This window comes from Pseudomonas sp. COR18, from assembly GCF_048568395.1.
In the GTDB taxonomy this organism is placed as follows: Bacteria; Pseudomonadota; Gammaproteobacteria; order Pseudomonadales; family Pseudomonadaceae; genus Aquipseudomonas; species Aquipseudomonas fuscovaginae_B.
The window spans coordinates 1,314,000-1,336,834 of the sequence record NZ_CP183808.1; the positions used below are offsets into that span (position 1 = coordinate 1,314,000).

Genomic DNA, 22,835 nt, shown 5'->3' on the forward strand with positions numbered 1-22,835 from the left:
TGGCGGTTATATGCCAAACTCAGCCCCTTTCGGGCTTGCTTCACAGGACTTATGTCTCCTCTGTCACCCAGTTTTCTGACCAGCATTGCCGCAGCTTGCCTGTATGCCGCCGCGGCCCTCTATCAAGGCGCGCGTCTGCGCCAGCGCGCCAAGGCCGACAAGCGCCTGCTGGTCGGGCTCGGCGCCTTCGCCGTACTGGCCCACGCCATCGCCTTGTGCGCCCACCTGGCGACCCCGGTCGGCCTGGGCCTGGATTTCTTCAATGCCGCCAGCCTGATCGCCGTCGCGGTGATTGCCCTGACCCTGGTCGCCTGCCTGCGGATTCCCGTGGAGAACCTGCTGCTCCTGCTGTTCCCGCTGGGACTGCTGACCGTATTGCTCGCGCAGTTCGCGCCATCGGGCACGGTACAGATCATCGACGAGGAGCCGGGCATCCTCGCGCACATCCTGCTGTCGATCCTCGCCTACGGCATGTTCACCATCGCGGTGTTCCAGTCCTTGCTGCTGCTGTTGCAGGACCACCAGTTGAAGAACAAGCACCCCTCGGGCCTGATCCGCAACTTCCCGCCGCTGCAGACCATGGAAAGCCTGCTGTTCGGTTTCCTCTGGGCCGGCTGGACCCTGCTGTCACTGTCGCTGATCTCCGGCTGGCTGTTCGTCGAGAACCTGTTCGCCCAGCACCTGGTGCACAAGACCCTGCTGGCCTGCCTGGCCTGGGTGGTGTTCAGCGTACTGCTGTGGGGGCGCAACCGCCTCGGCTGGCGCGGGCACAAGGCAATCCGCTGGACCCTGGCCGGCTTCTGCCTGCTGATGCTGGCCTATTTCGGCAGCAAGCTGGTTCGCGAATACATCCTGCACATCTGACGGGCCGAGAACATGGACAACCTGCCCGCCGGGCCGATGCTCGCCGTATTGGCCCTGCTGATCCTGTGGTCGGCGCTGTTCACCGCCATCGAGGTCGCCCAGCATCTGCTCACGGCCCAGCGTCCGGCCTCCCGCGCCGGGGACAGGCCAGCCGCCCGCCTGAGCTTCCCGCGTGAAAGCCTGATCCTCTGCAACACCCTGTGCCGCATCGTCGTGGTGATCATCGCCACCCTGCTCTCGCTGCTGCTCTGGGGCAACCACGGCCCCTGGCTGGCCTGCCTGGGCAGTACCGTTGCCCTGCTCGTGCTGGCCGATTACCTGCCGCGCCTGCTCGCCGCCCGCTACCCCGAAGCCATGCTCGCGGTCGGCAATGCCCTGCTCGGCATTCCCCTGAAGATCGTCTATCCCGCGGCCTGGTTGCTGAACGGCAGCGCCCGCCTGCTGCTCAAGCCCTTCATCAGCAAGGCCGGCGCGGTCAGGCAGAGCGACGAGGACATGCCGCCGGTCGACCTGGAGGAGCCCGGCAAGGAACATTCGACCCGGCCACAGTTGCTGTCCGGGATTCACGCGCTGGACAACATCACGGTCAATGACATCCTGGTGCCGCGCAGCGAAGTGGACGGGATCAACCTGGACGACCCGATCGAAGACATCATCGTGCAGTTGCGCAACAACAAGCGCACCCGCCTGCCGGTGTTCCACAGTGATATCAACCAGGTCGAAGCGGTGCTCAACACCCGCCAGGTCCGCCATCTGCTGCCCGATGCCAGCCTGACCCTGTCCGCCCTGCTGAGCGCCTGCCATGAGCCCTACTTCGTTCCGGAAAGCACCCCGCTGCAATTGCAGTTGCTGAATTTCCACAAGCAGCAGCGGCGCCTGGGCATGGTCGTGGACGAATATGGCGAAGTGCTGGGCATCGTCACCCTGGAAGACATTCTCGAAGAGATCGTCGGCGAATTCGAAAACGAGCACAGCCTCGACAACCCGCACATCCACCCCCAGGCCGATGGCCGACTGGTGATCGAAGGTGCCGCCTCGATCCGCGAGCTGAACAAGAGCCTGGGCTGGCACCTGCCCTGCGACGGCCCCAAGACCCTCAACGGGCTGGTCACCGAAGCCCTGGAGACCATCCCGGAGAGCGCGGTCTGCCTGAAGATCGGCCGTTATCGCCTGGAGATCCTCGAAACCGAGGACAACAGGGTCAGCCGGGTGCTGGCCTGGCATACCAGCGCAGCCCCCACGCCTCCGTCTCCCTGACGAAGCAGCACCTTCACTTATGGGCATTCAGCCCTGTCTGCCCATGGTGCCGGCGAGAACGCCCTCGCCAGCAAGCCGGCTCCTGCAGGAGCGGGTGCTACACGGGTGAGCGGTGCTCTTGTTCGATGCATGGGCGGCTTCCTATAATCGAATCGGCTTACCCAGCCTCACCGGACCGCCTGCCCACCCGCAACCCGCCCTCCGGCCCTGCACGCTGCAACTCCCCCGGCGCCGGACAGAACCCCGACCGACCCGGCACAAGCCCTTATCCCTGGGTGTTCACTACTAACAATTCCTACGAGCAAGACTTTCAGGGAACCGCGTAATGACTTCCAGCACCACCCTCGACGCCCCATCGACCACACCGCTGAACTCCACTGCCCGGGTCGCGACCGCCAGCTTCATCGGTACCGCCATCGAGTTCTACGACTTCTATGTCTACGCCACCGCCGCTGCGCTGGTGATCGGACCGGTGTTCTTCCCCCAGACCGACAGTACCGCACAGATGCTGTCGGCGTTCCTGACCTTCGGCATCGCCTTTCTCGCCCGCCCGTTGGGCTCGATCCTGTTCGGCCACTTCGGTGACCGGATCGGGCGCAAGTCGACCCTGGTCGCCTCGCTGCTGCTGATGGGCGTGTGCACCACGCTGATCGGCGTGCTGCCCGGCTACTCCAGCATTGGCGCGTGGGCACCGCTGCTGCTGTGCCTGCTGCGCTTCGGCCAGGGCCTCGGGCTCGGCGGGGAATGGGGCGGCGCCGCGTTGCTGGCGACCGAGAACGCCCCCGAGGGCAAACGTGCCTGGTTCGGCATGTTCCCGCAGTTGGGCCCTTCGATCGGCTTCCTCGCGGCCAACGGCCTATTCCTGATCCTCGCCATGAGCCTCAGCGACGAGCAGTTCCGCTCGTGGGGCTGGCGGATCCCGTTCCTGCTCAGTGCCGTGCTGGTGATCGTCGGCCTCTATGTGCGCCTCAAACTCGAGGAAACGCCGATCTTCGCCAATGCCGTGGCACGTCACGAACGGGTGAAGATGCCGCTGGTCGAGCTGTTCAGCCGCTACTGGGTACCGGTACTGCTGGGCTCGGTGGCCATGGTGGTGTGTTACGCGCTGTTCTATATCTCGGCGGTATTCTCACTGAGCTACGGTGTCGCCAACCTCGGCTACAGCCGCGAGACCTTCCTCGGCCTGCTGTGCTTTGCCGTGCTGTTCATGGCGGCAGCCACGCCACTGGCGGCCTGGGCCAGCGACCGCTTCGGACGCAAGCCGGTGCTGATCGTCGGTGCGCTGCTGGCACTGCTGTCCGGCTTCAGCATGGAACCGCTGCTGGGCCACGGCTCGACCTGGGGCGTCGCACTGTTCCTGAGCCTGGAGCTGTTCCTGATGGGGGTGACGTTCGCCCCGATGGGTGCGCTGCTGCCGGAGCTTTTTCCCACTCACGTGCGTTATACCGGTGCTTCGGCGGCCTATAACCTGGGCGGTATCGTCGGGGCCTCGGCCGCGCCGTTCTTTGCGCAGAAGCTGGTGACAATGGGTGGTTTGAGCTGGGTCGGCGGGTATGTGTCGGCGGCGGCGGTGCTGAGCCTGATTGCCATTCTGCGCCTGAAGGAGACACGCTACAGCGATCTGGACAAGGTCGGCTGATAGCGGTGGGGTATGGCCGCCGTTGGCGGTTCGCGGCGGTGCGGCGTCCCGAGAAGCCCGGCTCCTACAGGTACGGCGGTGACCTGTAGGAGCCGGGCTTGTGCGCGAATAGGACGACGCGGTTTTAGAGTTCTACAACCACCGCCTGGGCCGCACGGGTCGCCTTGGCCCGCGCCGCTTCGATCGACTCGTCACGCGCCAGGGCCACGCCCATGCGGCGCTGGCCGTTGACTTCCGGCTTGCCGAACAGGCGCAGGGCGGTATCCGGCTCGCTCAGGGCTGCGCCGAGGTTGGCGAAAGCGGTCTGGGTCGACTGGCCTTCGACCAGGATCACGGCCGAGGCCGATGGGCCGAACTGACGGATCAGCGGGATCGGCAGGCCGAGAATGGCCCGGGCGTGCAGGGCGAACTGTGACAGATCCTGGGAAATCATGGTAACCATGCCGGTGTCATGCGGGCGCGGCGACACTTCGCTGAACCACACCTGGTCGCCCTTGATGAACAGCTCGACGCCGAACATGCCGCGACCGCCCAGGGCCTCGGTGACCGCCTTGGCGACCCGCTCCGACTCGGCCAGCGCCACCGGGCTCATGGCCTGCGGCTGCCAGGACTCCTGGTAGTCGCCCTTCTCCTGACGGTGGCCGACCGGCGCGCAGAACGTGGTGCCGCCAATGTGGCGCACGGTCAGCAGGGTGATTTCGTAGTCGAAATCGATGAAGCCCTCGACGATCACCCGGCCCTTGCCGGCACGCCCGCCTTCCTGGGCATAGTCCCAGGCCTTCTGCACGTCATCGACGCTGCGCAGCAGGCTCTGGCCCTTGCCCGAAGAACTCATCACCGGCTTGACCACGCAGGGGAAGCCGAGGTCCTGGACCGCCTTGGTGTAGTCCTCGAAGGTGTCGGCGAAGTGGTACGGCGAGGTCGGCAGCTTCAGCTCTTCGGCGGCCAGGCGACGGATGCCTTCGCGGTTCATGGTCAGTTGTGCGGCACGGGCGGTCGGCACCACGGTGAACCCTTCGGTCTCCAGTTCCACCAGGGTGGCGGTGGCGATGGCCTCGATCTCCGGCACGATGAAGTGCGGCTTCTCGGCTTCGATCACCGCGCGCAGGGCCGCGCCGTCGAGCATGTTGATCACGTGGCTGCGGTGGGCGACCTGCATGGCCGGTGCGTTCGCATAGCGATCGACGGCAATCACCTCGGCACCCAGGCGTTGCAGCTCGATCACCACTTCCTTGCCCAGCTCACCACAGCCACAAAGCAATACGCGAGTCGCGGTCGGCGACAGTGGAGTTCCGATACGGGTCATTTCAGGTCCTCGAGGAAACGGATCATCGAAGGCACCCGCTCACCGGGCACCTGCTGGGAAGAAAGGCGGGCATTTTACATGAACTGCGGCGGTTCGCCTGTATGGCCTGCGCCCCGTTCGGGCTATCCCTTCAGGACGTCCTGATGAACGGCCTTGCGCTGGCGCCAGGCCATGGCCAGCCAGACCACGGTGACCCCGGCGAACTTGGAGCCCAACGCGGTGAGAATCACCCCGGGCGTCAGGGCATCGATCAGACCGAAGAAGATGAAGGTATCCAGCGGGATGCTCAGGGCCGAACTGATCCACAGACGGTCGTGCAGAGGGCGCCGGGTGATGGTGAACACCAGCCAGTCGATGCACTCGGACACGGCGAAGGCCGTGGCACTGGCCAGGGCAATGGCCGGGTCGGAGGTGACGTAGGACAACAGCAACGCCACCAGCATGGCGACGATCGCACCATGGCCGAAGCGGGTTTGCACCATGTCCCGGAGCACGAACACCAACCCGCCCCAGGCCGACCAGATGATGTCCAGGTGCGGCGCGCTGGAAAACGCGAAGTTGATCAGCACGACGCTGGCGATGTAGGCGATGAGAAAGAACATGGAATGGACGGATTACCTGTCGATATAGCCGCACAGGGTACTGCAGGAGCCGGCGCCTGGCGACAACCGTGTGGGAGCCGTCGCCGGCCCAGGGACACTGCCGCCGGTGCAAATGCTGGACTGGGCGCAAGGCTTACGGGCGTATTCGCGGGCAAGCCCTGCTCCTACAAGGGACGGGCCGCATACAGAATTGGCGTTTGGCGCAAATCCCAGGGACGGGCCGCATACAGAATTGGCGTTTGACGCAAATCCCAGGGACGGGCCGCATACAGAATTGGCGTTTGACGCAAATCCCAGGGACGGGCCGCATACAGAATTGGCGTTTGACGCAAATCCCAGGGACGGGCCGCATGCAGAATTGGCGTTTGGCGCAAATCCCAGGGACGGGCCGCATACAGAATTGGCGTTTGGCGCAAATCCCAGGGACGGGCCGCATACAGAATTGGCGTTTGACGCAAATCCCAGGGACGGGCGTGTGCAGATTTGGCGTTTGGCGCAAATCCTGTAGGAGCAGGGCTTGCCCGCGAATACGCCCGTCAGGACACTGCGGGACTGGCTAACGTCCACAGAACGCCGGCCGCCCTGGCCCGCTCATGACAGCGCCCCAGCACCTCGCGTCGCTCGGCGTTGTCCATCCGCCCCCAGCGGCTGATTTCCCCTGCCGTGCGCTGACAGCCGGTACAGATGTCCTGCTCGTCCAGCGCGCAGATGCTCACGCAGGGCGAGGCCACCGGGCGTTCGGTCGTGCTCATGCCTGGTCTTCCTGCAGGTCCCGGGCATACCGTTGCGCGTTGTGCACGTAATGGGCCGCGCTGGCTTCGAGCATCTTCTTCTGCTGCTCGGTCAGCTCACGCACCACCTTGCCCGGCGAGCCCATGACCAGCGAGCCGTCGGGGATTTCCTTGTTCTCGCCGATCAGCGCATTGGCGCCGATGATGCAGTGCTTGCCGATCTTCGCGCCGTTGAGAATCACCGCGTTGATGCCGATCAGGCTGTAGTCGCCGACAGTGCAGCCATGCAGCATGGCGTTATGGCCGATGGTCACGCCGGTCCCGATGGTCAGCGGATAGCCCATGTCGGTGTGCATCACCGTGCCGTCCTGCACGTTACTGTTGGGGCCGATCAGGATCAGTTCGTTGTCGCCGCGCAATACGGCGTTGAACCAGACGCTGGCGCCCTCTTGCAGCCTGACCTTGCCCACCAGCACGGCATTGGGAGCCACCCAGCTCTGCGGGTGGGCTTCGACGCGAAAGTCGCCCAGACGGTATTTCATGCGGTAATCCTCACGGCTCGGGGTACGGCGCCATACTGACGATGGCTTGGATTCAGTGATTGATGAAGCGCTGCGGTGGCTGGTACAGGTCGATCCGGGTGTCATACAGCAGGTTGACCAGCTCGACGATCATGATCGCCGTCAGCCCCCAGATCTTGTACTCGCCATATCGGTAGCTCGGCACATAGCAGCTGCGGCCCTGGTAGTCGATGCGGTGGGTGTGCTCGCGCGGGTCCTCGCGAAAGAACGCCAAGGGCACATTGAACACTGCGGCGATCTCGGCATCGTTGGCCCGGTACTCGACGAAGTCCGGCACCAGGCCGACATACGGCGTGACCTTGAGACCGTACAGCGAGACCAGCGGGCTCAACGGCCCGACGATCTCCACCAGGCCCGGCGCCAGGCCGATCTCCTCCTCGGCCTCGCGCAGGGCGGTGAACACCAGGTCCGGGTCTTCCGGATCGCGCCGACCGCCGGGAAATGCCACCTCGCCGCCATGGGTCGAAAGGCCGCTGGCACGCAGGGTCAATACCAGTTCCGGCTCTTCGCTGCGCGTGATCGGCACCAATACCGCCGCCTCCGGAAAACGTCGGTCCGTTTCCAGAGGCCGGGGGGTATGCTCTCTTACACGTCGAAGTAGCTCATCCTGCATAGCTGATCTCGATGTCTGACTTACCCTGCATCATGCACCAAACCGTCAGACCGCCCAACCCCTCAACTGTTTCGTGAATGCACAACTTGCCGACAGGCAACGGCACACGCAAAAATAGGCGGATCCTCCAGAGAATAGCCCATGAAGTTCTGCAGCCAGTGCGGCAAACCGGTCAGTCAACGTATCCCCGAAGGCGACACGCGCTTGCGCTTTGTCTGCGACCACTGCCAGACCATTCATTACCAGAATCCCAATATCGTCGCCGGCTGCCTGCCGGTCTGGGGCAGCCAGGTGCTGCTGTGCCGACGCGCCATCGAGCCACGGCTGGGCTACTGGACCCTGCCGGCGGGTTTCATGGAGAACGGCGAGACCGTGGAGCAGGCCGCACGCCGGGAAACGCTTGAGGAAGCCTGCGCCCGGGTGAACGACCTGAGGATCTACACCCTGATCGACGTGCCGCACATCAACCAGGTGCATGTGTTCTATCGCGCCGAACTGGCCGACCTGGACTTCGCCGCCGGCCCCGAGAGCCTGGAAGTGCGCCTGTTCGAAGAGCACGAGATCCCCTGGTCAGAGCTGGCTTTCAGGACGGTCGGGCGTACCTTAGAATGCTTCTTCGCCGACCGCCCTACCCAGGAATTCCCGGTACGCAGCGAAGCCGTGCCGCCCATGATGCCGAAGGCGGCCGACCCACAATAAGCCGCTCTGCCACCTTTCCAGGGATATCGTTTCAATGCGTTGGTTGTTAGCCGTCTTCTGCCTGTCGTTCGCCACGCTGTCCCAGGCCTCCGCCGCCGACCCGCTGCAGGGCCGGACCATCGAAAAAGTCCTGGTTCTCAAGTCCGCCCACCAGTTGCAACTGATCAACGACGGCAAGCCACTGAAGACCTACCGGATCTCCCTGGGCCGCAACCCCAAGGGCCCCAAGCTGATCGAGGGCGACCGCCGCACGCCGGAAGGGTTCTACTGGATCGACTGGCGCAAGACCAGCGAGAAGTTCAACCTGTCGATGCACATCTCCTACCCGAACATCAGCGACGCCGCCCGCGCCCGCCGCGAGGGCGTCAACCCCGGCAGCATGATCATGATCCACGGCACACCGGACTCCGAGGACTACCCGGAGCAGTGGCTGCATACCCTGGACTGGACCGACGGCTGCATCGGCATGCGCAACGTCGACATGCGCGAGGTGTGGAACCTGGTCAAGGACGGTACCCTGGTGGAAATCCGCCCCTGAGCCTGCGTGCAACCACCCTGATACCACTCAATCGAGAAAAGCCCGGCATGCCTCCCATGCCGGGCTTTTTGTTACGCTCGGGAAAGACCACTGGCATTGACATGGTATTCAAGTGGTATTACCTTCAATGCCACTACCGAGCACAAGAACACCAATAACCGCATCGGAAAACCTGCATGGACAAGATCCTCGCCCTGCGACCTGACGAGTCCCAACCGACACCGCTGTACCTGCAACTGGCACGCAACCTCGAGGCCGCCATTCATGCCGGCCAATGGAAAGCCGAACAGGCACTGCCCTCGGAACGCAACCTGAGCGAGTTGCTGGGCATTTCCCGGGTGACCTCGCGCAAGGCCCTGGAGGTTCTCTTCGAACAGGGCCTGATCCGTCGCAACCAGGGCTCCGGCACCTTCATCACCCCACGGCTGGAACAGCCGTTGTCACGCCTTTCCAGCTTCAGCGAAATGCTCCGTTCCAAAGGCTTCGTACCCGGTTCCCAATGGCTGGAACGCCATATCACTCTGCCCAGCCACGAAGAACTGATCCGCCTGGCCCTCTCGCCCAGTGCCGAGGTTGCGCGCCTCAAGCGCCTGCGCAAGGCCGACGACACGGTGATGGCGATCGAGATGAGCACCCTGCCCGCCACGCTGCTCCCCGAACCGGAGAAGATCGGCGATTCGCTCTACGAATACCTGGACGGTATCGGCCGCCCCGTGGTGCGGGCACTGCAACATATCCGCGCGATCAATGCCTCGCCGGACTTCGCCGCCCTGGTCGGCATCGAGCCCGGTACCGCGATGCTGCTGATGACCCGCGTCGGCTACCTGGAGGACAACACCCCCATCGAACTGACCGACACCTATTGCCGCAACGACTACTACGACTTCGTCGCCGAGTTGCGACGCTAGCCAGCCTGGGGAAGCCACCATGTCCGAAGACAACATTCTGACCGCCCAAGGCTGGGTTCGCGGTCGCCTGATCCACCGGCAAGGCCGGGTGCTGCGCATCGAAGGCGAGCCCTGCGAGCCGGCCGACAACGACCTGCCCTACCTGCTGCCGGGCTTCATCGACCTGCATGTCCACGGCGGTGGCGGCAGGGACATCATGCAGGGTGGCGATGCCTTCGAGACCATCGCCCGCACCCACCTGCGCTTCGGCACCACCGCCCTGCTGGCGACCACCATGACCGCGCCATCCGAAGAGATCGGCGCGATTCTCGCCCAACTCGGCCCCTGTTGCGAACAACGCCCGCCAGGCACGGCACGTATCCTCGGCGTGCACCTCGAAGGCCCGTTCATCAACCCCGGCAAGCTCGGCGCCCAGCCGAATTTCGCCCACACCGCGATCGCCGCCGAAGTCGATGAATACCTGCGCCTCGCGCCGATCCGGGTGATCACCATCGCCCCGGAAATCGCCGGCCACGAACACCTGATCCGCAGCCTCAGCCAACGCGGCATTCGCATGCAGATCGGCCACACCCTGGGCAGCTACGAGGAAGGCGTCGCCGCCCTCGCCGCCGGAGCCAGCAGCTTCACCCACCTGTACAACGCCATGAGCCCGCTGCACCACCGCGAACCGGGCATCGTCGGTGCCGCGCTGGCCCATGCGCGCTACGCCGAGCTGATCCCCGATCTGTTGCACGTGCACCCGGGGGCGATGCGCGTAGCACTGCGCTCGATCCCCTGCCTCTACTGTGTGACCGACTCGACCGCCGCCGCCGGCATGCCCGATGGCGAGTACCGGCTCGGCAGCCACACCGTGACCAAGTGCCTGGGGGGAGTGCGGTTGGCCGATGGCACCCTGGCCGGCAGCACCCTGACCATGGACCAGGCCCTGCGCAACCTGGTGAAGATCGGCCTGCCCATCGCCGAAGCCTCGCAACGGCTCTCGCAGTTTCCCGCCGACTATCTCGGCCTCACCGAACGCGGGCGCCTGCAGCCGGGGAGCTGGGCCGACTGCGTGCGCCTGGATCGCTCACTGACACTGACCGCGGTAATGGTCGAAGGAGAAGCCGTTGACTTGCAGAATGCTTGAAGAGGCGCTGTCCTCCCATGAGGCGGTCAGCCGCCAGTTGCAGGGGCTCGATGACCAACTGATCGCCATCGGCGCGCGTCTGCGCGAGGGGCCGCCCCAGGTAGCGATGACCGTCGCCCGCGGCAGCTCCGACCATGCCGCCAGCTACTTCGCCTACCTGACCATGCAACAGACCGGCGTGCCGGTGGCCTCGCTGCCGATGTCGGTGGTCACCCTGCGGCACTCGCCACTGCAGGTCCACGGTCAGGCGGTGTTCGCCTTTTCCCAGTCCGGGCAGAGTCCCGACCTGGTCGACAGCCTGCACCTGCTGCGCGACCGCGGGGCCCTGAGCGTGGCCATGGTGAACGTCCCCGACTCACCGTTGCAGGCCGCCTGCGAATACACCCTCCCGTTGCTGGCCGGACCCGAACAGAGCGTCGCCGCGACCAAGAGTTTCATCGCCACCCTCAGTGCCAGCGCCCGGCTGCTGGGTTACTGGCAATACGACCCGGCATTGCTGGAGGCCGGCCGGGCCCTGCCCGAAGGCCTGCAACAGGCGGCGGCACAGGACTGGAGCCCGGCCCTGGAGGTGTTGCGCGCCAGCGAACGGCTGATGGTGATCGGCCGTGGCGCCGGCTTCGCCATCGCCCAGGAAGCCGCGCTGAAATTCAAGGAAACCTCGGCGATCCAGGCGGAAGCCTTCAGCAGCGCGGAGGTCCGTCACGGCCCGATGGCCCTGATCGAGGCCGGTTATCCACTGCTGGTCTTCGCCCCCCGTGGAGCGGAGCAGGCCGGGCTGCTCAAGCTCGCCAGCGACATGCGCCAGCGCGGTGCGCGGGTGCTGCTCGCCGCCCCCAGCGACATCGCCGAGCGTGACCTGGACCTGGTCTGCGCGCGCCACCCGGCCCTCGACCCGATCCTGGCGATCCAGAGTTTCTACGTGATGGCCGCGCAACTGGCCGTGGCCCGCGGCATGGACCCCGACCAACCGCGTCACCTGAGCAAAGTCACCCGTACCCACTGACGAGTACCGTGCCATGCATAACAACAATAATGAGCTCACCCTCGGCGCACCGCTGAGCGGTCCCGTAATGCCACTCCCGGCTATCGACGATGCCGTGTTCGCCAGTGGTGCCCTGGGCGAAGGCATCGCCATCGACCCGCTCAACGACAGCCTGCATGCGCCCTGCGCCGGGGTGATCGTACACGTCGCACGCACCCGGCACTCCCTGACCCTGCGGGCCGACAATGGCGCCGAGCTGTTGTTGCACCTGGGCCTGGATACCGTCGCGCTGCAGGGCGAAGGCTTTCTCCTGCTGGTCGGTGAAGGGGATCGGGTCGAGGCGGGCCAGGCCCTGCTGCGATTCGACCTGGACCAGGTCGCCCGCCACAGCAGGAGCCTGGTCAGCCCGCTGGTGCTGACCAATGGCGAACGTTACGAGCTGCGAACCCGACCACTCGACTCGGTCAAGGTCGGCGACCCCGTGTTGCAGGTCGTCCCACGCCAGTCGGCCCAGCCGTCGACGGCCATGGCGGACGACGGCGACGACGAGGTCCGCGGCAGTGCCCGGGTCGCCCACCGTGGCGGTCTGCACGCCCGGCCGGCCGCCCTGCTGCGCCAGACGGCACAGGGCTTCGACTGCAGCGCGCGACTGCATCTGGGCGATCGGTCGGCCTCTCTCGATAGCCTGATCGGCATCATGGGGCTGGGCGTCGAGGAACAGGCACAGGTGCAAGTCAGTTGCCGGGGCAAGGATCGTGAGGCAGCCATACAGGCCCTGTTGCAGGTGCTGCAAACGCCGTTGGCCGAAGACCACCACCACGCCGTCCCGCCCCAGCCAATCGCCATTCGGCCCGCCGAGGCCGGTGTGCTGCACGGGGTATGCGCCGCGCCAGGATTGGTCAGCGGTCCGTTGGCGCGGCTGCAGGCCATCCTGCTGCCACCCGACTGCGGCCCGCATGACGTCGAGGAACAACGGCAGGCCTTGACCGGCGCGCTGGAACAGGTGCGCAGGGAAATCCATACGACCCTGCAGCAAGCCATGGCGCGCGGGGATCATGCCGAACAGGCGATCTTCAATGCCCACCTGGCGCTACTCGAAGACCCGGCCCTGCTCGACATCGCCGACCAGGCCATTGCCCATGGCCGCGCCGCCACCCACGCCTGGAGCCAGGCGATCGAGAGCCAGTGCCAGGTCCTGCTGCAACTGGGCAATCCGCTGCTCGCCGAACGCACCAATGACCTGCGCGACCTGCGCCAGCGGGTACTGCGCATCCTGCTCGGCGACACCTGGCACTACGAACTGCCGCCGGGGGCGATCGTCGCCGCCCATGAACTGACACCGTCCGATCTGCTGCTGATCAGCCGGCAGAACGTCGCCGGGCTGTGCATGGCCGAAGGCGGGGCCACCTCCCATGTCGCCATTCTCGCCCGCGCCAAGGGCCTGCCCTGCCTGGTCGCCCTGGGTGCGCCGCTGCTGGAGGTCGCCCCCGGCCAGCAGGTGGTGCTCGATGCCGATCACGGCCGCCTCGAACTGACGCCCGACCAGGCTCGCCTCGACGGCGTCGCCATGGCCCGCGAGCACCATCAACTGCGCCGTCAGCGCCAGCAGGAACTCAGCCTCTCGCCGGCCCATACGCGCGACGGTCTGTCGATCGAGGTGGCAGCCAATGTCGCCTCGGCCGAGGAAGCCCAGCAGGCCCACCAGAGTGGTGCCGACGGTGTCGGCCTGCTGCGCACCGAGTTCCTCTTCGTCGACCGCCAGACCGCCCCCGACGAACGGGAACAGCTGAATGCCTATCAGGCGGTGGTCGACGCCATGGGCGACAAGCCGGTGATCATCCGTACCATCGATGTCGGTGGCGACAAGCAACTCGACTACCTGCCGCTGCCCGTCGAAGCCAACCCGGTGCTCGGCCTGCGCGGCATCCGTCTGGCCCAGGCCCGGCCGGAACTGCTGGAGCAGCAACTGCGGGCGCTGCTGCAGGTCAGCCCCATGCAACGCTGCCGAATTCTGCTGCCCATGGTCAGCGAGGTCGACGAGCTGTTGCCTATTCGCCGCTGCCTGGAGCGCCTGGCCGACGAACTGGGCCTCAGCGAGCGCCCGCAACTGGGCGTCATGATCGAAGTACCCTGCGCGGCACTGCTGGCCGGGCAACTGGCCGAGCACGCCGACTTCCTCTCCATCGGCACCAACGACCTGTCGCAATACACCCTGGCCATGGACCGTGATCATGCCGGCCTGGCGGCGCGAGTCGATGCCCTGCACCCGGCGGTGCTGCAACTGATCGCCAGCACCTGCGCCGGGGCCGCACGGCACCAACGCTGGGTGGGCGTCTGCGGCGCCCTTGCCTCGGACCCGCTGGCCACGCCGGTACTGGTTGGCCTGGGCGTCACCGAGCTGTCGGTGAGCCCGCCACAGATCGGCGAAATCAAGGAGCGGGTGCGCAGCCTCGATGCCGCCCAATGCCGCCGTATCAGTCAGTCGCTGCTCCAGCTCGGCAGCGCCGCGAGCGTGCGCGAAGCCTGCCACCAGCAGTGGCCACTGGACCGATAACAACAATAAGGAGAGCCAACATGTACCAGCTGTTTATCGAAGGCCTGCAACGTCTCGGCCGGGCCCTGATGCTGCCCATCGCCATCCTGCCGATCGCCGGCCTGCTGCTGCGCCTGGGTGACACCGACCTGCTGGACATCGCGATCATCCACGATGCCGGCAACGCCATCTTCACCAACCTGGCCCTGATCTTCGCCATCGGCATTGCCGTCGGCTTCGCCCGTGACAACAACGGCACCGCCGGGCTGGCGGGGGTCATCGGCTACCTGGTGCTGGTGGCCACGCTGAAGGTCATCGACGCCGGTATCAACATGGGCATGCTTGCGGGAATCATCAGCGGCCTGCTCGGCGGGGCGCTGTACAACCGCTTCAAGGACATCAAGCTACCCGAATACCTGGCCTTCTTCGGCGGCCGGCGCTTCGTACCGATCGTCACCGGCTTTTCCGCGGTCGGCCTGGGGCTGGTGTTCGGCCTGATCTGGCCGCCGATCCAGCACGGGATCAACAGCCTGGGACTGATGATGGTCGAAAGCGGCAGCATTGGCGCGTTCATCTTCGGCGTGTTCAACCGCCTGCTGATCGTCACCGGCCTGCACCACATCCTCAACAACATGATGTGGTTCGTCTTCGGCAGCTTCACCGACCCGGACACCGGCCGAGTGGTCACCGGCGACCTGGCACGCTACTTCGCCGGCGACCCCAGGGCCGGGCAATTCATGACCGGCATGTTCCCGGTGATGGTCTTCGGCCTGCCCGCCGCCTGCCTGGCGATGTACCGCAACGCCCTGCCCGAACGGCGCAAGCTGATGGGTGGCATCCTGCTATCGATGGCGCTGACCTCGTTCCTCACCGGCGTGACCGAACCCATCGAGTTCGCCTTCATGTTCCTCGCGCCGCTGCTCTATGTGGTTCATGCACTGTTGACCGGGCTGTCGATGGCGATCACCAACCTGATCGACATCCATCTCGGCTTCACCTTTTCCGGTGGTGCCATCGACATGGCCCTGGGCTGGGGCAAGTCCACCAATGGCTGGCTGGTGTTGCCGGTTGGCCTGGCCTACGCGGCGATCTACTACGCGGTGTTCGATTTCTGCATCCGGCGTTTCGACCTCAAGACCCCGGGACGCGAGATTATCGCCAATCCGGCGACCAACCAGACACTGGACGACAGCCAGCGGGCCGCAGCCTACATCCGCGCCCTCGGCGGCGCCGACAACCTGCTGACGGTCGGCGCCTGCACCACCCGCCTGCGCCTGGAACTGCGGGACCGGGACAAGGCCATGGACAGCGAACTGAAGGAGCTGGGTGCTCTGGCCGTGGTCCGCCCCGGCCAGGGCGGCAGCCTGCAAGTGGTGGTCGGCCCGCTGGCCGACGGCATCGCCGACGAGATCCGCCTGGCACTGCCCAATACCGCCACGCACCTCCCGGCAGCCAGCGCCCCAGTCGCCGTCGAGGTGAACGGCATCAGTCCCGACCAACTGCAACAGTGGCTGGACGCGCTGGGAGGCAGGGAGAATGTGCTGGCACTGGACTGTGTCGCCCAGACGCGGCTGCGGGTACAACTGGAGGATGTGGACAGGTTGTCCGAGGCCCAACTGAGTGCGCTCGGCTGCAAGGGTATCAGCCCGTTGACAGGCGGTGCCTGGCACCTGCTGATCGGCGTACAGGCCGCGGGAGTTGGCGAGGCCCTGCGGGCAACGCTCAGAAGTCGGCCAGACGCCAGACCTCATACGCCGGCGTTTCGTAGGGATGGCTCTGCTTGAGCGCCAGCACCACCGCCGCAATCAGTGAATCGTCGACGACCAGCTCGACCTTCCACTCGTCCACCTGCTCGACCACACCGGTCTGCCCGAGGAACGGCTGGCTGCCGTCCAGCGGGCGGAACTGGCCCTGGCCCAGCACCTGCCATGCGCAGTGGTCATAGGCGCCGATCCGTCCGCCACCGGCGGCGAATACGGCGCTCTTGACCTGCTCCACATGGCTGGGTGGAACGAAGAAGGCGAGCTTGTACATCGCCGGCTCAGTTCACCCAGACGCGCGCGTTACGGAACATGCGCATCCACGGTGCATCTTCACTCCAGTCGTCCGAACGCCAGGAGTTCTGCACGGCACGGAAGACCCGCTCAGGGTGCGGCATCATGATCATGACGCGACCGTCGCGGCTGGTCAGGCCGGTGATCCCGCGCGGGGAGCCGTTCGGGTTGGCCGGATAGGTCTCGGTGACCTTGCCGTGGTTGTCGACATAACGCATGGCCACGCAACCCGACAGATCGGCCTGCAGCAGCGCTTCCTCGCTTTCGAACTCGGCATAACCTTCGCCGTGGGCGATCGCGATCGGCATGCGCGAACCGGCCATGCCTTGCAGGAAGATCGAGTTCGACTCCTGGATCTGCACCATCGCCACCCGTGCCTCGAACTGCTCGGAACGGTTGCGCACGAAGTGCGGCCAGAACTCGCTGCCCGGGATCAGCTCGTGCAGGTTGGACATCATCTGGCAACCGTTGCACACGCCAAGGGCGAAGCTGTCGCTGCGCTCGAAGAAGCCCTGGAAGGCATCGCGGGCACGGCTGTTGAACAGTGCCGACTTGGCCCAGCCTTCGCCGGCGCCCAGCACGTCACCGTAGGAGAAGCCGCCGCAGGCGACCAGGCCCTTGAACGCGTTCAGGTCGACGCGACCGGCGAGGATATCGCTCATGTGCACATCGATGGCGCTGAAACCGGCACGGTCGAACGCCGCCGCCATCTCCACCTGGCCGTTGACGCCCTGTTCGCGCAGTACCGCCACCTGTGGGCGGATGCCCTTCTTGATGTACGGCGCAGCGACGTCCTGGTTCACGTCGTAGCTGGTCTTGTAGCTCAGGCCCGGGTTGCTCTCGTCGAGCAGGACGTCGAATTCCTGGTCGGCGCAGTTGGCGTTGTCGCGCAGGCGCTGGATGCGGTAGCTGGTTTCCGCCCACTGGCGCTGCAGCAGGCGACGCTCGCCGCTGAACACGGTTTCGCCGTTGAAGCTGATGCTGATCTCACCGTTGTTCAACGGCTGGCCGATCACCGAGACGCACTCGCCCAGGCCGGCAGCGCTGAACTGCGCCAGCACTTCGGCGGTGGCGTCCTGGCGAACCTGGATCACCGCCCCCAGTTCCTCGTTGAACAGGATGGCCGAGATGTCAGCGGCGGTTTCCGCGACGCCATCGAGGGTCAGGTTCAGGCCGCAGTGGCCGGCGAAGGCCATTTCCACGGCGCTGACCAGCAGACCGCCGTCGGAACGGTCGTGGTAGGCCAGCAGGTGACCATCGGCGTTGAGGCCCTGGATCACCGCGAAGAAGGCCTTCAGGTCTTCGGCGTCATCGACGTCCGGCGCCTGCTTGCCGAGCTTGCCGTGCACCTGGGCGAGAATCGAGGCGCCCATGCGGTTCTGGCCACGACCCAGGTCGATCAGGATCAGGTCGGTGGTGCCCTTGTCCATGCGCAGTTCCGGCGTCAGGGTCTTGCGGATGTCGGTCACGGGGGCGAAGCCGGTCACGATCAGCGACAGCGGCGAGGTCACGCTCTTGTCGACGCCGTCGTCCTTCCAGCGGGTGGCCATGGACATGGAGTCCTTGCCCACCGGAATGGTGATGCCCAGCTCAGGGCACAGTTCCATGCCGACCGCCTTCACGGTGTCGTACAGGCGCGCGTCTTCACCCGGATGGCCGGCAGCGGACATCCAGTTGGCCGACAGCTTGATGTCGGAGATCTTGCCGATACGCGAGGCGGCCAGGTTGGTCAGGGTCTCGCCGATCGCCATGCGACCGGACGCCGGGGCATCCAGCAGGGCCAGCGGAGTGCGCTCGCCCATGGCCATGGCTTCACCGGTGTAGACGTCGAAGCTGGTGGCGGTGACGGCCACGTCGGCTACCGGCACCTGCCAGGGGCCGACCATCTGGTCACGGGCGACCAGGCCGGTGATGGTGCGGTCGCCGATGGTGATCAGGAAGCTCTTGCTGGCCACGGCCGGGTGGTGCAGGACGCGCTCGATGCTGTCGGCGAGCGCCAGGCTGCTCGGATCGAAATCGTCGCCCAATTCCTCTTCGCGCTTGACCGAACGGTGCATGCGCGGTGGCTTGCCCAACAGCACTTCGAGCGGCATGTCCACCGGGCTGTTGCCGAAGTGACTGTCGGTGACGGTCAATTGCGGCTCGGCAGTGGCCTCGCCGACCACCGCGAACGGACAACGCTCACGCTCGCAGATCGCCTTGAAACGCTCGAAGTCGGCCGCGTCGACCGCCAGTACGTAGCGCTCCTGGGACTCGTTGCTCCAGATTTCGTGCGGGGCCATGCCCGGCTCGTCGTTGGGCACGTTGCGCAGTTCGAAACGGCCACCGCGGTCGCCGTCGTTGACCAGTTCCGGGAAGGCGTTGGACAGACCGCCAGCACCCACGTCGTGGATGAAGCGGATCGGGTTGTGGTCGCCCAACTGCCAGCAGCGGTCGATCACTTCCTGGCAACGACGCTCCATTTCCGGGTTTTCGCGCTGCACCGAGGCGAAGTCCAGGTCGGCCGAGCTGGTACCGGTGGCCATCGACGAGGCCGCACCGCCGCCCAGGCCGATCAGCATCGCCGGGCCGCCGAGCACGATCAGCTTGGCGCCGACGCTGATTTCACCCTTCTGCACGTGTTCGGCACGGATGTTGCCCATGCCGCCGGCGAGCATGATCGGCTTGTGGTAGCCGCGCACTTCTTCGCCGTGGGGGGTGTTGATGGACTGCTCGAAGGTACGGAAGTAGCCGGTCAGGGCCGGACGGCCGAACTCGTTGTTGAACGCGGCGCCGCCCAGCGGGCCTTCGATCATGATGTCGAGGGCGTTGACGATACGCTCGGGCTTGCCATACGGCACTTCCCAAGGCTGTTCGAAGCCGGGGATCTGCAGGTTGGAGACGGTGAAACCGGTGAGGCCGGCCTTCGGCTTGGCACCGCGACCGGTGGCACCTTCGTCACGGATCTCGCCACCGGAACCGGTGGAGGCGCCAGGGAACGGCGCGATGGCGGTCGGGTGGTTGTGGGTCTCGACCTTCATCAGGATGTGCACCGGCTCCTGCACCGCACCGTACTGGCGGGTTTCGGGGTCCGGGAAGAAACGGCCGGCGACGTTGCCGACGATCACCGAGGCGTTGTCCTTGTAGGCCGACAGGACACCTTCGTTGTGCATCTGGTAGGTGTTCTTGATCATGCCGAACAGGCTTTTTTCCTGGCTCTCGCCGTCGATATCCCAACTGGCGTTGAAGATCTTGTGACGGCAGTGCTCGGAGTTGGCCTGGGCGAACATCATCAGTTCGATGTCATGCGGGTTGCGCGCAAGGCCGGTGAAAGCGTTCATCAGGTAGTCGATTTCGTCTTCGGCCAGGGCCAGACCCAGCTCGACGTTGGCCTTCTCCAGCGCGGCGCGGCCGCCACCGAGGATATCGACCGCGGTCAGCGGCTTCGGCTCGGCATGGCTGAACAGGCCGGCGGCCTGCTCCAGGCTGCCCAGGACGATCTGGGTCATGCGGTCATGCAGGCTGGCGGCGATCAGTTCGGCCTCGGCCTCGCTGAACTGGCCGGCCACGTAGAAGGCGATACCGCGCTCCAGACGCTGGATTTTCCCCAGGCCACAGTTGCGGGCGATGTCGCTGGCCTTGCTCGACCAGGGCGAAATGGTGCCGAAACGCGGCAGCACCAGGAACAGACGACCGCTTGGCTCCTGAACCGGCACGCTCGGGCCGTATTTCAGAAGACGGGCCAGCACTTGCTGTTCGTCGCCGGTCAGGTCGCCGGTCAGGTCGCCGGTCACTTCGGCGAAGTGGGCGAACTCGGCATACAGGCCACTGACAGCCGGAACTTTCTGGCTCAGTTGCTCGAGAAGTTTGCCGTGGCGAAAGGCGGAAAGGGCAGGAGCACCGCGCAGGATCAACATCTTCGGGACAGCCTCGGGAAGGGGGTGTGCTTTGAGGCCGTGCATTCTAGCCTAAACCGCCCGCGACGGCACCCGAAACGGCATCCTCGCGCAGGCCGGATGTCGATTCACGCCTCGCTGCTTATTATTAAAAGGCATCAAAGGCATTCAAGACGGTTATTTTTGCTCTTCGGCGCTATCGCGAGGCCCCATTCCAGAGGCCTGCAGCCCTGCCCGGGATTCGCTAGCAGACCGGCACCCATCTGTCGAGATATGGCGGCCGAGGTCCTTTGCGTATACTGCGCACATGTTTTCCCAAACTGCTTTCCGCCAGCGCTGTGCCAAGTGGCTCATCGCAACCGGACTCTTCCTGATGCTCGGCGCCTGTGTTGAGAAACCCAGCACGCTCGAGCGCGTAAAGGAGGATGGCGTACTGCGCGTGATCACCCGTAACAGTCCAGCCACCTATTTCCAGGATCGCAACGGCGAAACCGGCTTCGAGTACGAGCTGGTCAAACGCTTTGCCGATGACCTGGGGGTCAAGCTCGAGATCGAAACGGCCGACAACCTCGACGATCTGTTCGGCCAACTGGGCAAACCCAACGGCCCGGTCCTGGCGGCCGCCGGCCTGGTGGGCAGCGACGAGCGCCAGCAGCAGGCGCGCTTTTCCCATCCTTACCTGGAAGTCACCCCGCAGATCATCTACCGCAATGGCCAGCCACGCCCCACCACGCCTGCGGACCTGGCCGGCAAACGCATCACGGTTCTGAAGGGCAGCACCCACGCCGAACAGCTGGCCGAACTGAAAAAGCAGAATCCCGCAATAGAATACGAAGAATCCGACGCGGTCGAAGTCGTCGACCTGCTGCGTATGGTCGACGAGGGGCAGATCGACCTGACCCTGGTGGATTCCAACGAAGTGGCGATGAACCAGGTCTACTTCCCCAACGTCAGGGTCGCCTTCGACCTCGGCGATGCCCGCAACCAGCGCTGGGCCGTGGCTCCCGGCGACGACAACAGCCTGCTCAACGAGGTCAACGCCTACCTCGACAAGGTGCAGAAGAACGGCACCCTGCAACGCCTGAAGGACCGCTACTACGGGCACGTCGATGTCCTCGGCTATGTCGGCGCCTACACCTTCGCCCAGCACCTGCAGCAGCGCCTGCCCAAGTACGAGAAGCACTTCCAGGCCGCGGCCAAGGAAGAAAAGATCGACTGGCGCCTGCTGGCGGCCATCGGCTACCAGGAATCGCTGTGGCAGCCGGACGTCACCTCCAAGACCGGCGTGCGCGGCCTGATGATGCTGACCCAGAGCACTGCCCAGGCCATGGGCGTGTCCAACCGCCTGGATGCCAGGCAGAGCATCATCGGCGGCGCCAAGTACCTGGCCTACATGAAGGACCAGCTCGACGAGAAGATCGAGGAGCCGGATCGCACCTGGTTCGCCCTGGCGGCCTACAACGTCGGCAGCGGTCACCTCGACGACGCGCGCAAGCTCGCCGAAAACGAAGGGCTGAACCCGAACAAGTGGCTGGATGTGAAAAAGATGCTGCCACGCCTTTCGCAGAAGCAGTGGTATCGCAAGACCCGCTACGGCTATGCCCGGGGCGGCGAGCCGGTGCATTTCGTCGCCAACATCCGCCGCTACTACGACATCCTGACCTGGGTGACCCAGCCGCAGCTGGAGGGCAGCCAGGTCGCCGAAGGTGCGCTGCACATACCGGGCGTGGACAAGACCAAGCCGACCGAGCAGCCGTCGCAGCTCTGAGTCAGGCCTTGGCCGCAGCCGCCAGGATCAGCGCCTTCATTTCCGCCACGGCCCCCTTGAAGCCGACGAACAGCGCATGAGCCACCAGCGCATGGCCGATGTTCAGCTCGTTGATCCCCGCAATCGCCGCCACCGCCTCGACGTTGTGGTAGTGCAGGCCATGCCCGGCATTGACGATCAACCCCTGGCCCACGCCAAACGCCACGCCATCGGCGATACGCTTCAGCTCCTCGGCCACCTCGGCCGGGGTTTCGGCATCGGCATAACGCCCGGTGTGCAGTTCAATCGCCGGAGCGCCAACCTGTTTGGCTGCCGCGATCTGCCGCTCGTCGGCATCGATGAACAGCGACACCTCGCTGCCAATCCGGCTCAGGCGCTCGACCGCCGCCCGAATCCGCTCGATCTGACCGGCCACGTCCAGGCCGCCTTCGGTGGTCAGTTCCTGGCGGGTTTCCGGCACCAGGCAGATGTGGGCCGGACGGATGCGCTCGGCAAACGCCATCATTTCCTCGGTCACACCCATCTCGAAGTTCATACGGGTTTGCAGCACATCCTTGAGCAGCAACACGTCGCGCTCCTGGATATGGCGGCGGTCTTCGCGCAGGTGCACGGTGATGCCATCGGCTCCGGCTTCCTCGGCGTCCAGCGCGGCCTTGACCGGATCAGGGTAGCGGGTGCCCCGGGCCTGACGCAGGGTGGCAACGTGGTCGATATTCACGCCGAGAAGGATGCGGGTGCTGGTGCTCACGGAAAGGCTCC

The 22,835-nt window shown here is 65.4% G+C and carries 19 protein-coding genes; 11 read left to right on the plus strand and 8 right to left on the minus strand.

The genetic code is table 11. From position 1 onward, the window contains the following. Positions 1–51: 51 nt before the first annotated feature. From ACM62G_RS06165 to ACM62G_RS06175, 3 genes are all read left to right on the plus strand, one after another. Positions 52–864: a cytochrome C assembly family protein gene (locus ACM62G_RS06165; RefSeq protein WP_054059198.1), complete on the plus strand. Its 813-nt coding sequence runs from the start codon at positions 52–54 to the stop codon at positions 862–864. A gap of 12 nt (positions 865–876) precedes the next feature. Then, a complete protein-coding gene (locus tag ACM62G_RS06170) occupies positions 877–2,121 on the plus strand; it encodes an HlyC/CorC family transporter (RefSeq protein WP_419736864.1) in 1,245 nt (414 codons plus the stop codon). Between the two features lie 325 nt (positions 2,122–2,446). Continuing rightward, positions 2,447–3,760 (plus strand): MFS transporter, encoded by a 1,314-nt coding sequence (locus ACM62G_RS06175; RefSeq protein WP_419736865.1) that lies wholly within the window; start codon positions 2,447–2,449, stop codon positions 3,758–3,760. Positions 3,761–3,884: 124 nt separating this feature from the next. On the opposite strand, the gene purT is transcribed toward ACM62G_RS06175, so the two are convergent. The 5 genes from purT to ACM62G_RS06200 all read right to left on the minus strand — a co-directional run bounded on the left by purT (position 3,885) and on the right by ACM62G_RS06200 (position 7,593). Then, positions 3,885–5,066 (minus strand): formate-dependent phosphoribosylglycinamide formyltransferase, encoded by a 1,182-nt coding sequence (gene purT / locus ACM62G_RS06180; RefSeq protein WP_419736866.1) that lies wholly within the window; start codon positions 5,064–5,066, stop codon positions 3,885–3,887. A 122-nt stretch (positions 5,067–5,188) separates the two neighbouring features. Continuing rightward, positions 5,189–5,668 carry a preQ0 transporter gene (locus ACM62G_RS06185; RefSeq protein ID WP_273819387.1) on the minus strand — a complete coding sequence of 160 codons (480 nt, stop codon included), beginning with the start codon at positions 5,666–5,668 and terminating at the stop codon, positions 5,189–5,191. A gap of 536 nt (positions 5,669–6,204) precedes the next feature. Next, positions 6,205–6,420 carry a DUF1289 domain-containing protein gene (locus tag ACM62G_RS06190; protein WP_054059203.1) on the minus strand — a complete coding sequence of 72 codons (216 nt, stop codon included), beginning with the start codon at positions 6,418–6,420 and terminating at the stop codon, positions 6,205–6,207. Then, positions 6,417–6,941 (minus strand): gamma carbonic anhydrase family protein, encoded by a 525-nt coding sequence (locus tag ACM62G_RS06195; RefSeq protein WP_419736867.1) that lies wholly within the window; start codon positions 6,939–6,941, stop codon positions 6,417–6,419. The genes ACM62G_RS06190 and ACM62G_RS06195 overlap by 4 nt, the downstream gene beginning before the upstream one ends. A gap of 52 nt (positions 6,942–6,993) precedes the next feature. Further along, the gene (locus ACM62G_RS06200) at positions 6,994–7,593 is read right to left on the minus strand and encodes a CoA pyrophosphatase (protein ID WP_419736868.1); all 600 of its coding nucleotides are present in this window, start codon (positions 7,591–7,593) and stop codon (positions 6,994–6,996) included. 141 nt (positions 7,594–7,734) lie between these two features. On the opposite strand from ACM62G_RS06200, the gene ACM62G_RS06205 reads away from it, so the two are divergent. The 7 genes from ACM62G_RS06205 (at position 7,735) to nagE (ending at position 16,163) form a co-directional block, all read left to right on the plus strand. Beyond that, positions 7,735–8,292, plus strand: a complete 558-nt coding sequence (locus ACM62G_RS06205) for an NUDIX hydrolase (protein WP_054059206.1) — start codon at positions 7,735–7,737, stop codon at positions 8,290–8,292. Between the two features lie 34 nt (positions 8,293–8,326). Continuing rightward, positions 8,327–8,830 (plus strand): L,D-transpeptidase family protein, encoded by a 504-nt coding sequence (locus ACM62G_RS06210; RefSeq protein WP_054061877.1) that lies wholly within the window; start codon positions 8,327–8,329, stop codon positions 8,828–8,830. A gap of 176 nt (positions 8,831–9,006) precedes the next feature. Next, complete coding sequence (locus ACM62G_RS06215; RefSeq protein WP_419736869.1) at positions 9,007–9,738, plus strand: GntR family transcriptional regulator; 732 nt, start codon at positions 9,007–9,009, stop codon at positions 9,736–9,738. 19 nt (positions 9,739–9,757) lie between these two features. After that, entirely contained in the window at positions 9,758–10,864 is a 1,107-nt protein-coding gene (gene nagA / locus ACM62G_RS06220; protein ID WP_054059209.1) for an N-acetylglucosamine-6-phosphate deacetylase, read from the plus strand. After that, positions 10,845–11,867 (plus strand): SIS domain-containing protein, encoded by a 1,023-nt coding sequence (locus ACM62G_RS06225; protein ID WP_419736870.1) that lies wholly within the window; start codon positions 10,845–10,847, stop codon positions 11,865–11,867. The genes nagA and ACM62G_RS06225 overlap by 20 nt, the downstream gene beginning before the upstream one ends. Before the next feature lie 13 nt (positions 11,868–11,880). After that, positions 11,881–14,400 (plus strand): phosphoenolpyruvate--protein phosphotransferase, encoded by a 2,520-nt coding sequence (gene ptsP / locus ACM62G_RS06230; RefSeq protein WP_419736871.1) that lies wholly within the window; start codon positions 11,881–11,883, stop codon positions 14,398–14,400. Between the two features lie 20 nt (positions 14,401–14,420). After that, positions 14,421–16,163, plus strand: a complete 1,743-nt coding sequence (gene nagE, locus ACM62G_RS06235) for an N-acetylglucosamine-specific PTS transporter subunit IIBC (RefSeq protein WP_419736872.1) — start codon at positions 14,421–14,423, stop codon at positions 16,161–16,163. On the opposite strand, the gene ACM62G_RS06240 is transcribed toward nagE, so the two are convergent. Together ACM62G_RS06240 and purL are read right to left on the minus strand one after the other, a co-directional pair. Then, positions 16,102–16,413: a YqfO family protein gene (locus ACM62G_RS06240; RefSeq protein WP_054061882.1), complete on the minus strand. Its 312-nt coding sequence runs from the start codon at positions 16,411–16,413 to the stop codon at positions 16,102–16,104. The two genes, nagE and ACM62G_RS06240, sit on opposite strands and share 62 nt — an antisense overlap. A 7-nt stretch (positions 16,414–16,420) precedes the next feature. Beyond that, positions 16,421–20,329 carry a phosphoribosylformylglycinamidine synthase gene (gene purL / locus ACM62G_RS06245; protein ID WP_419736873.1) on the minus strand — a complete coding sequence of 1,303 codons (3,909 nt, stop codon included), beginning with the start codon at positions 20,327–20,329 and terminating at the stop codon, positions 16,421–16,423. A gap of 286 nt (positions 20,330–20,615) precedes the next feature. Here purL and mltF point away from each other — a divergent pair, with 286 nt between their 5' ends. Then, a complete protein-coding gene (gene mltF / locus ACM62G_RS06250) occupies positions 20,616–22,076 on the plus strand; it encodes a membrane-bound lytic murein transglycosylase MltF (protein WP_054061883.1) in 1,461 nt (486 codons plus the stop codon). Between the two features lies 1 nt (position 22,077). Here the strand turns inward: mltF and pdxJ are convergent, their stop codons facing one another. After that, on the minus strand, positions 22,078–22,824 hold the full coding sequence (pdxJ, locus tag ACM62G_RS06255; RefSeq protein WP_054059215.1) for a pyridoxine 5'-phosphate synthase: 747 nt from the start codon (positions 22,822–22,824) through the stop codon (positions 22,078–22,080). Positions 22,825–22,835: the final 11 nt, after the last annotated feature.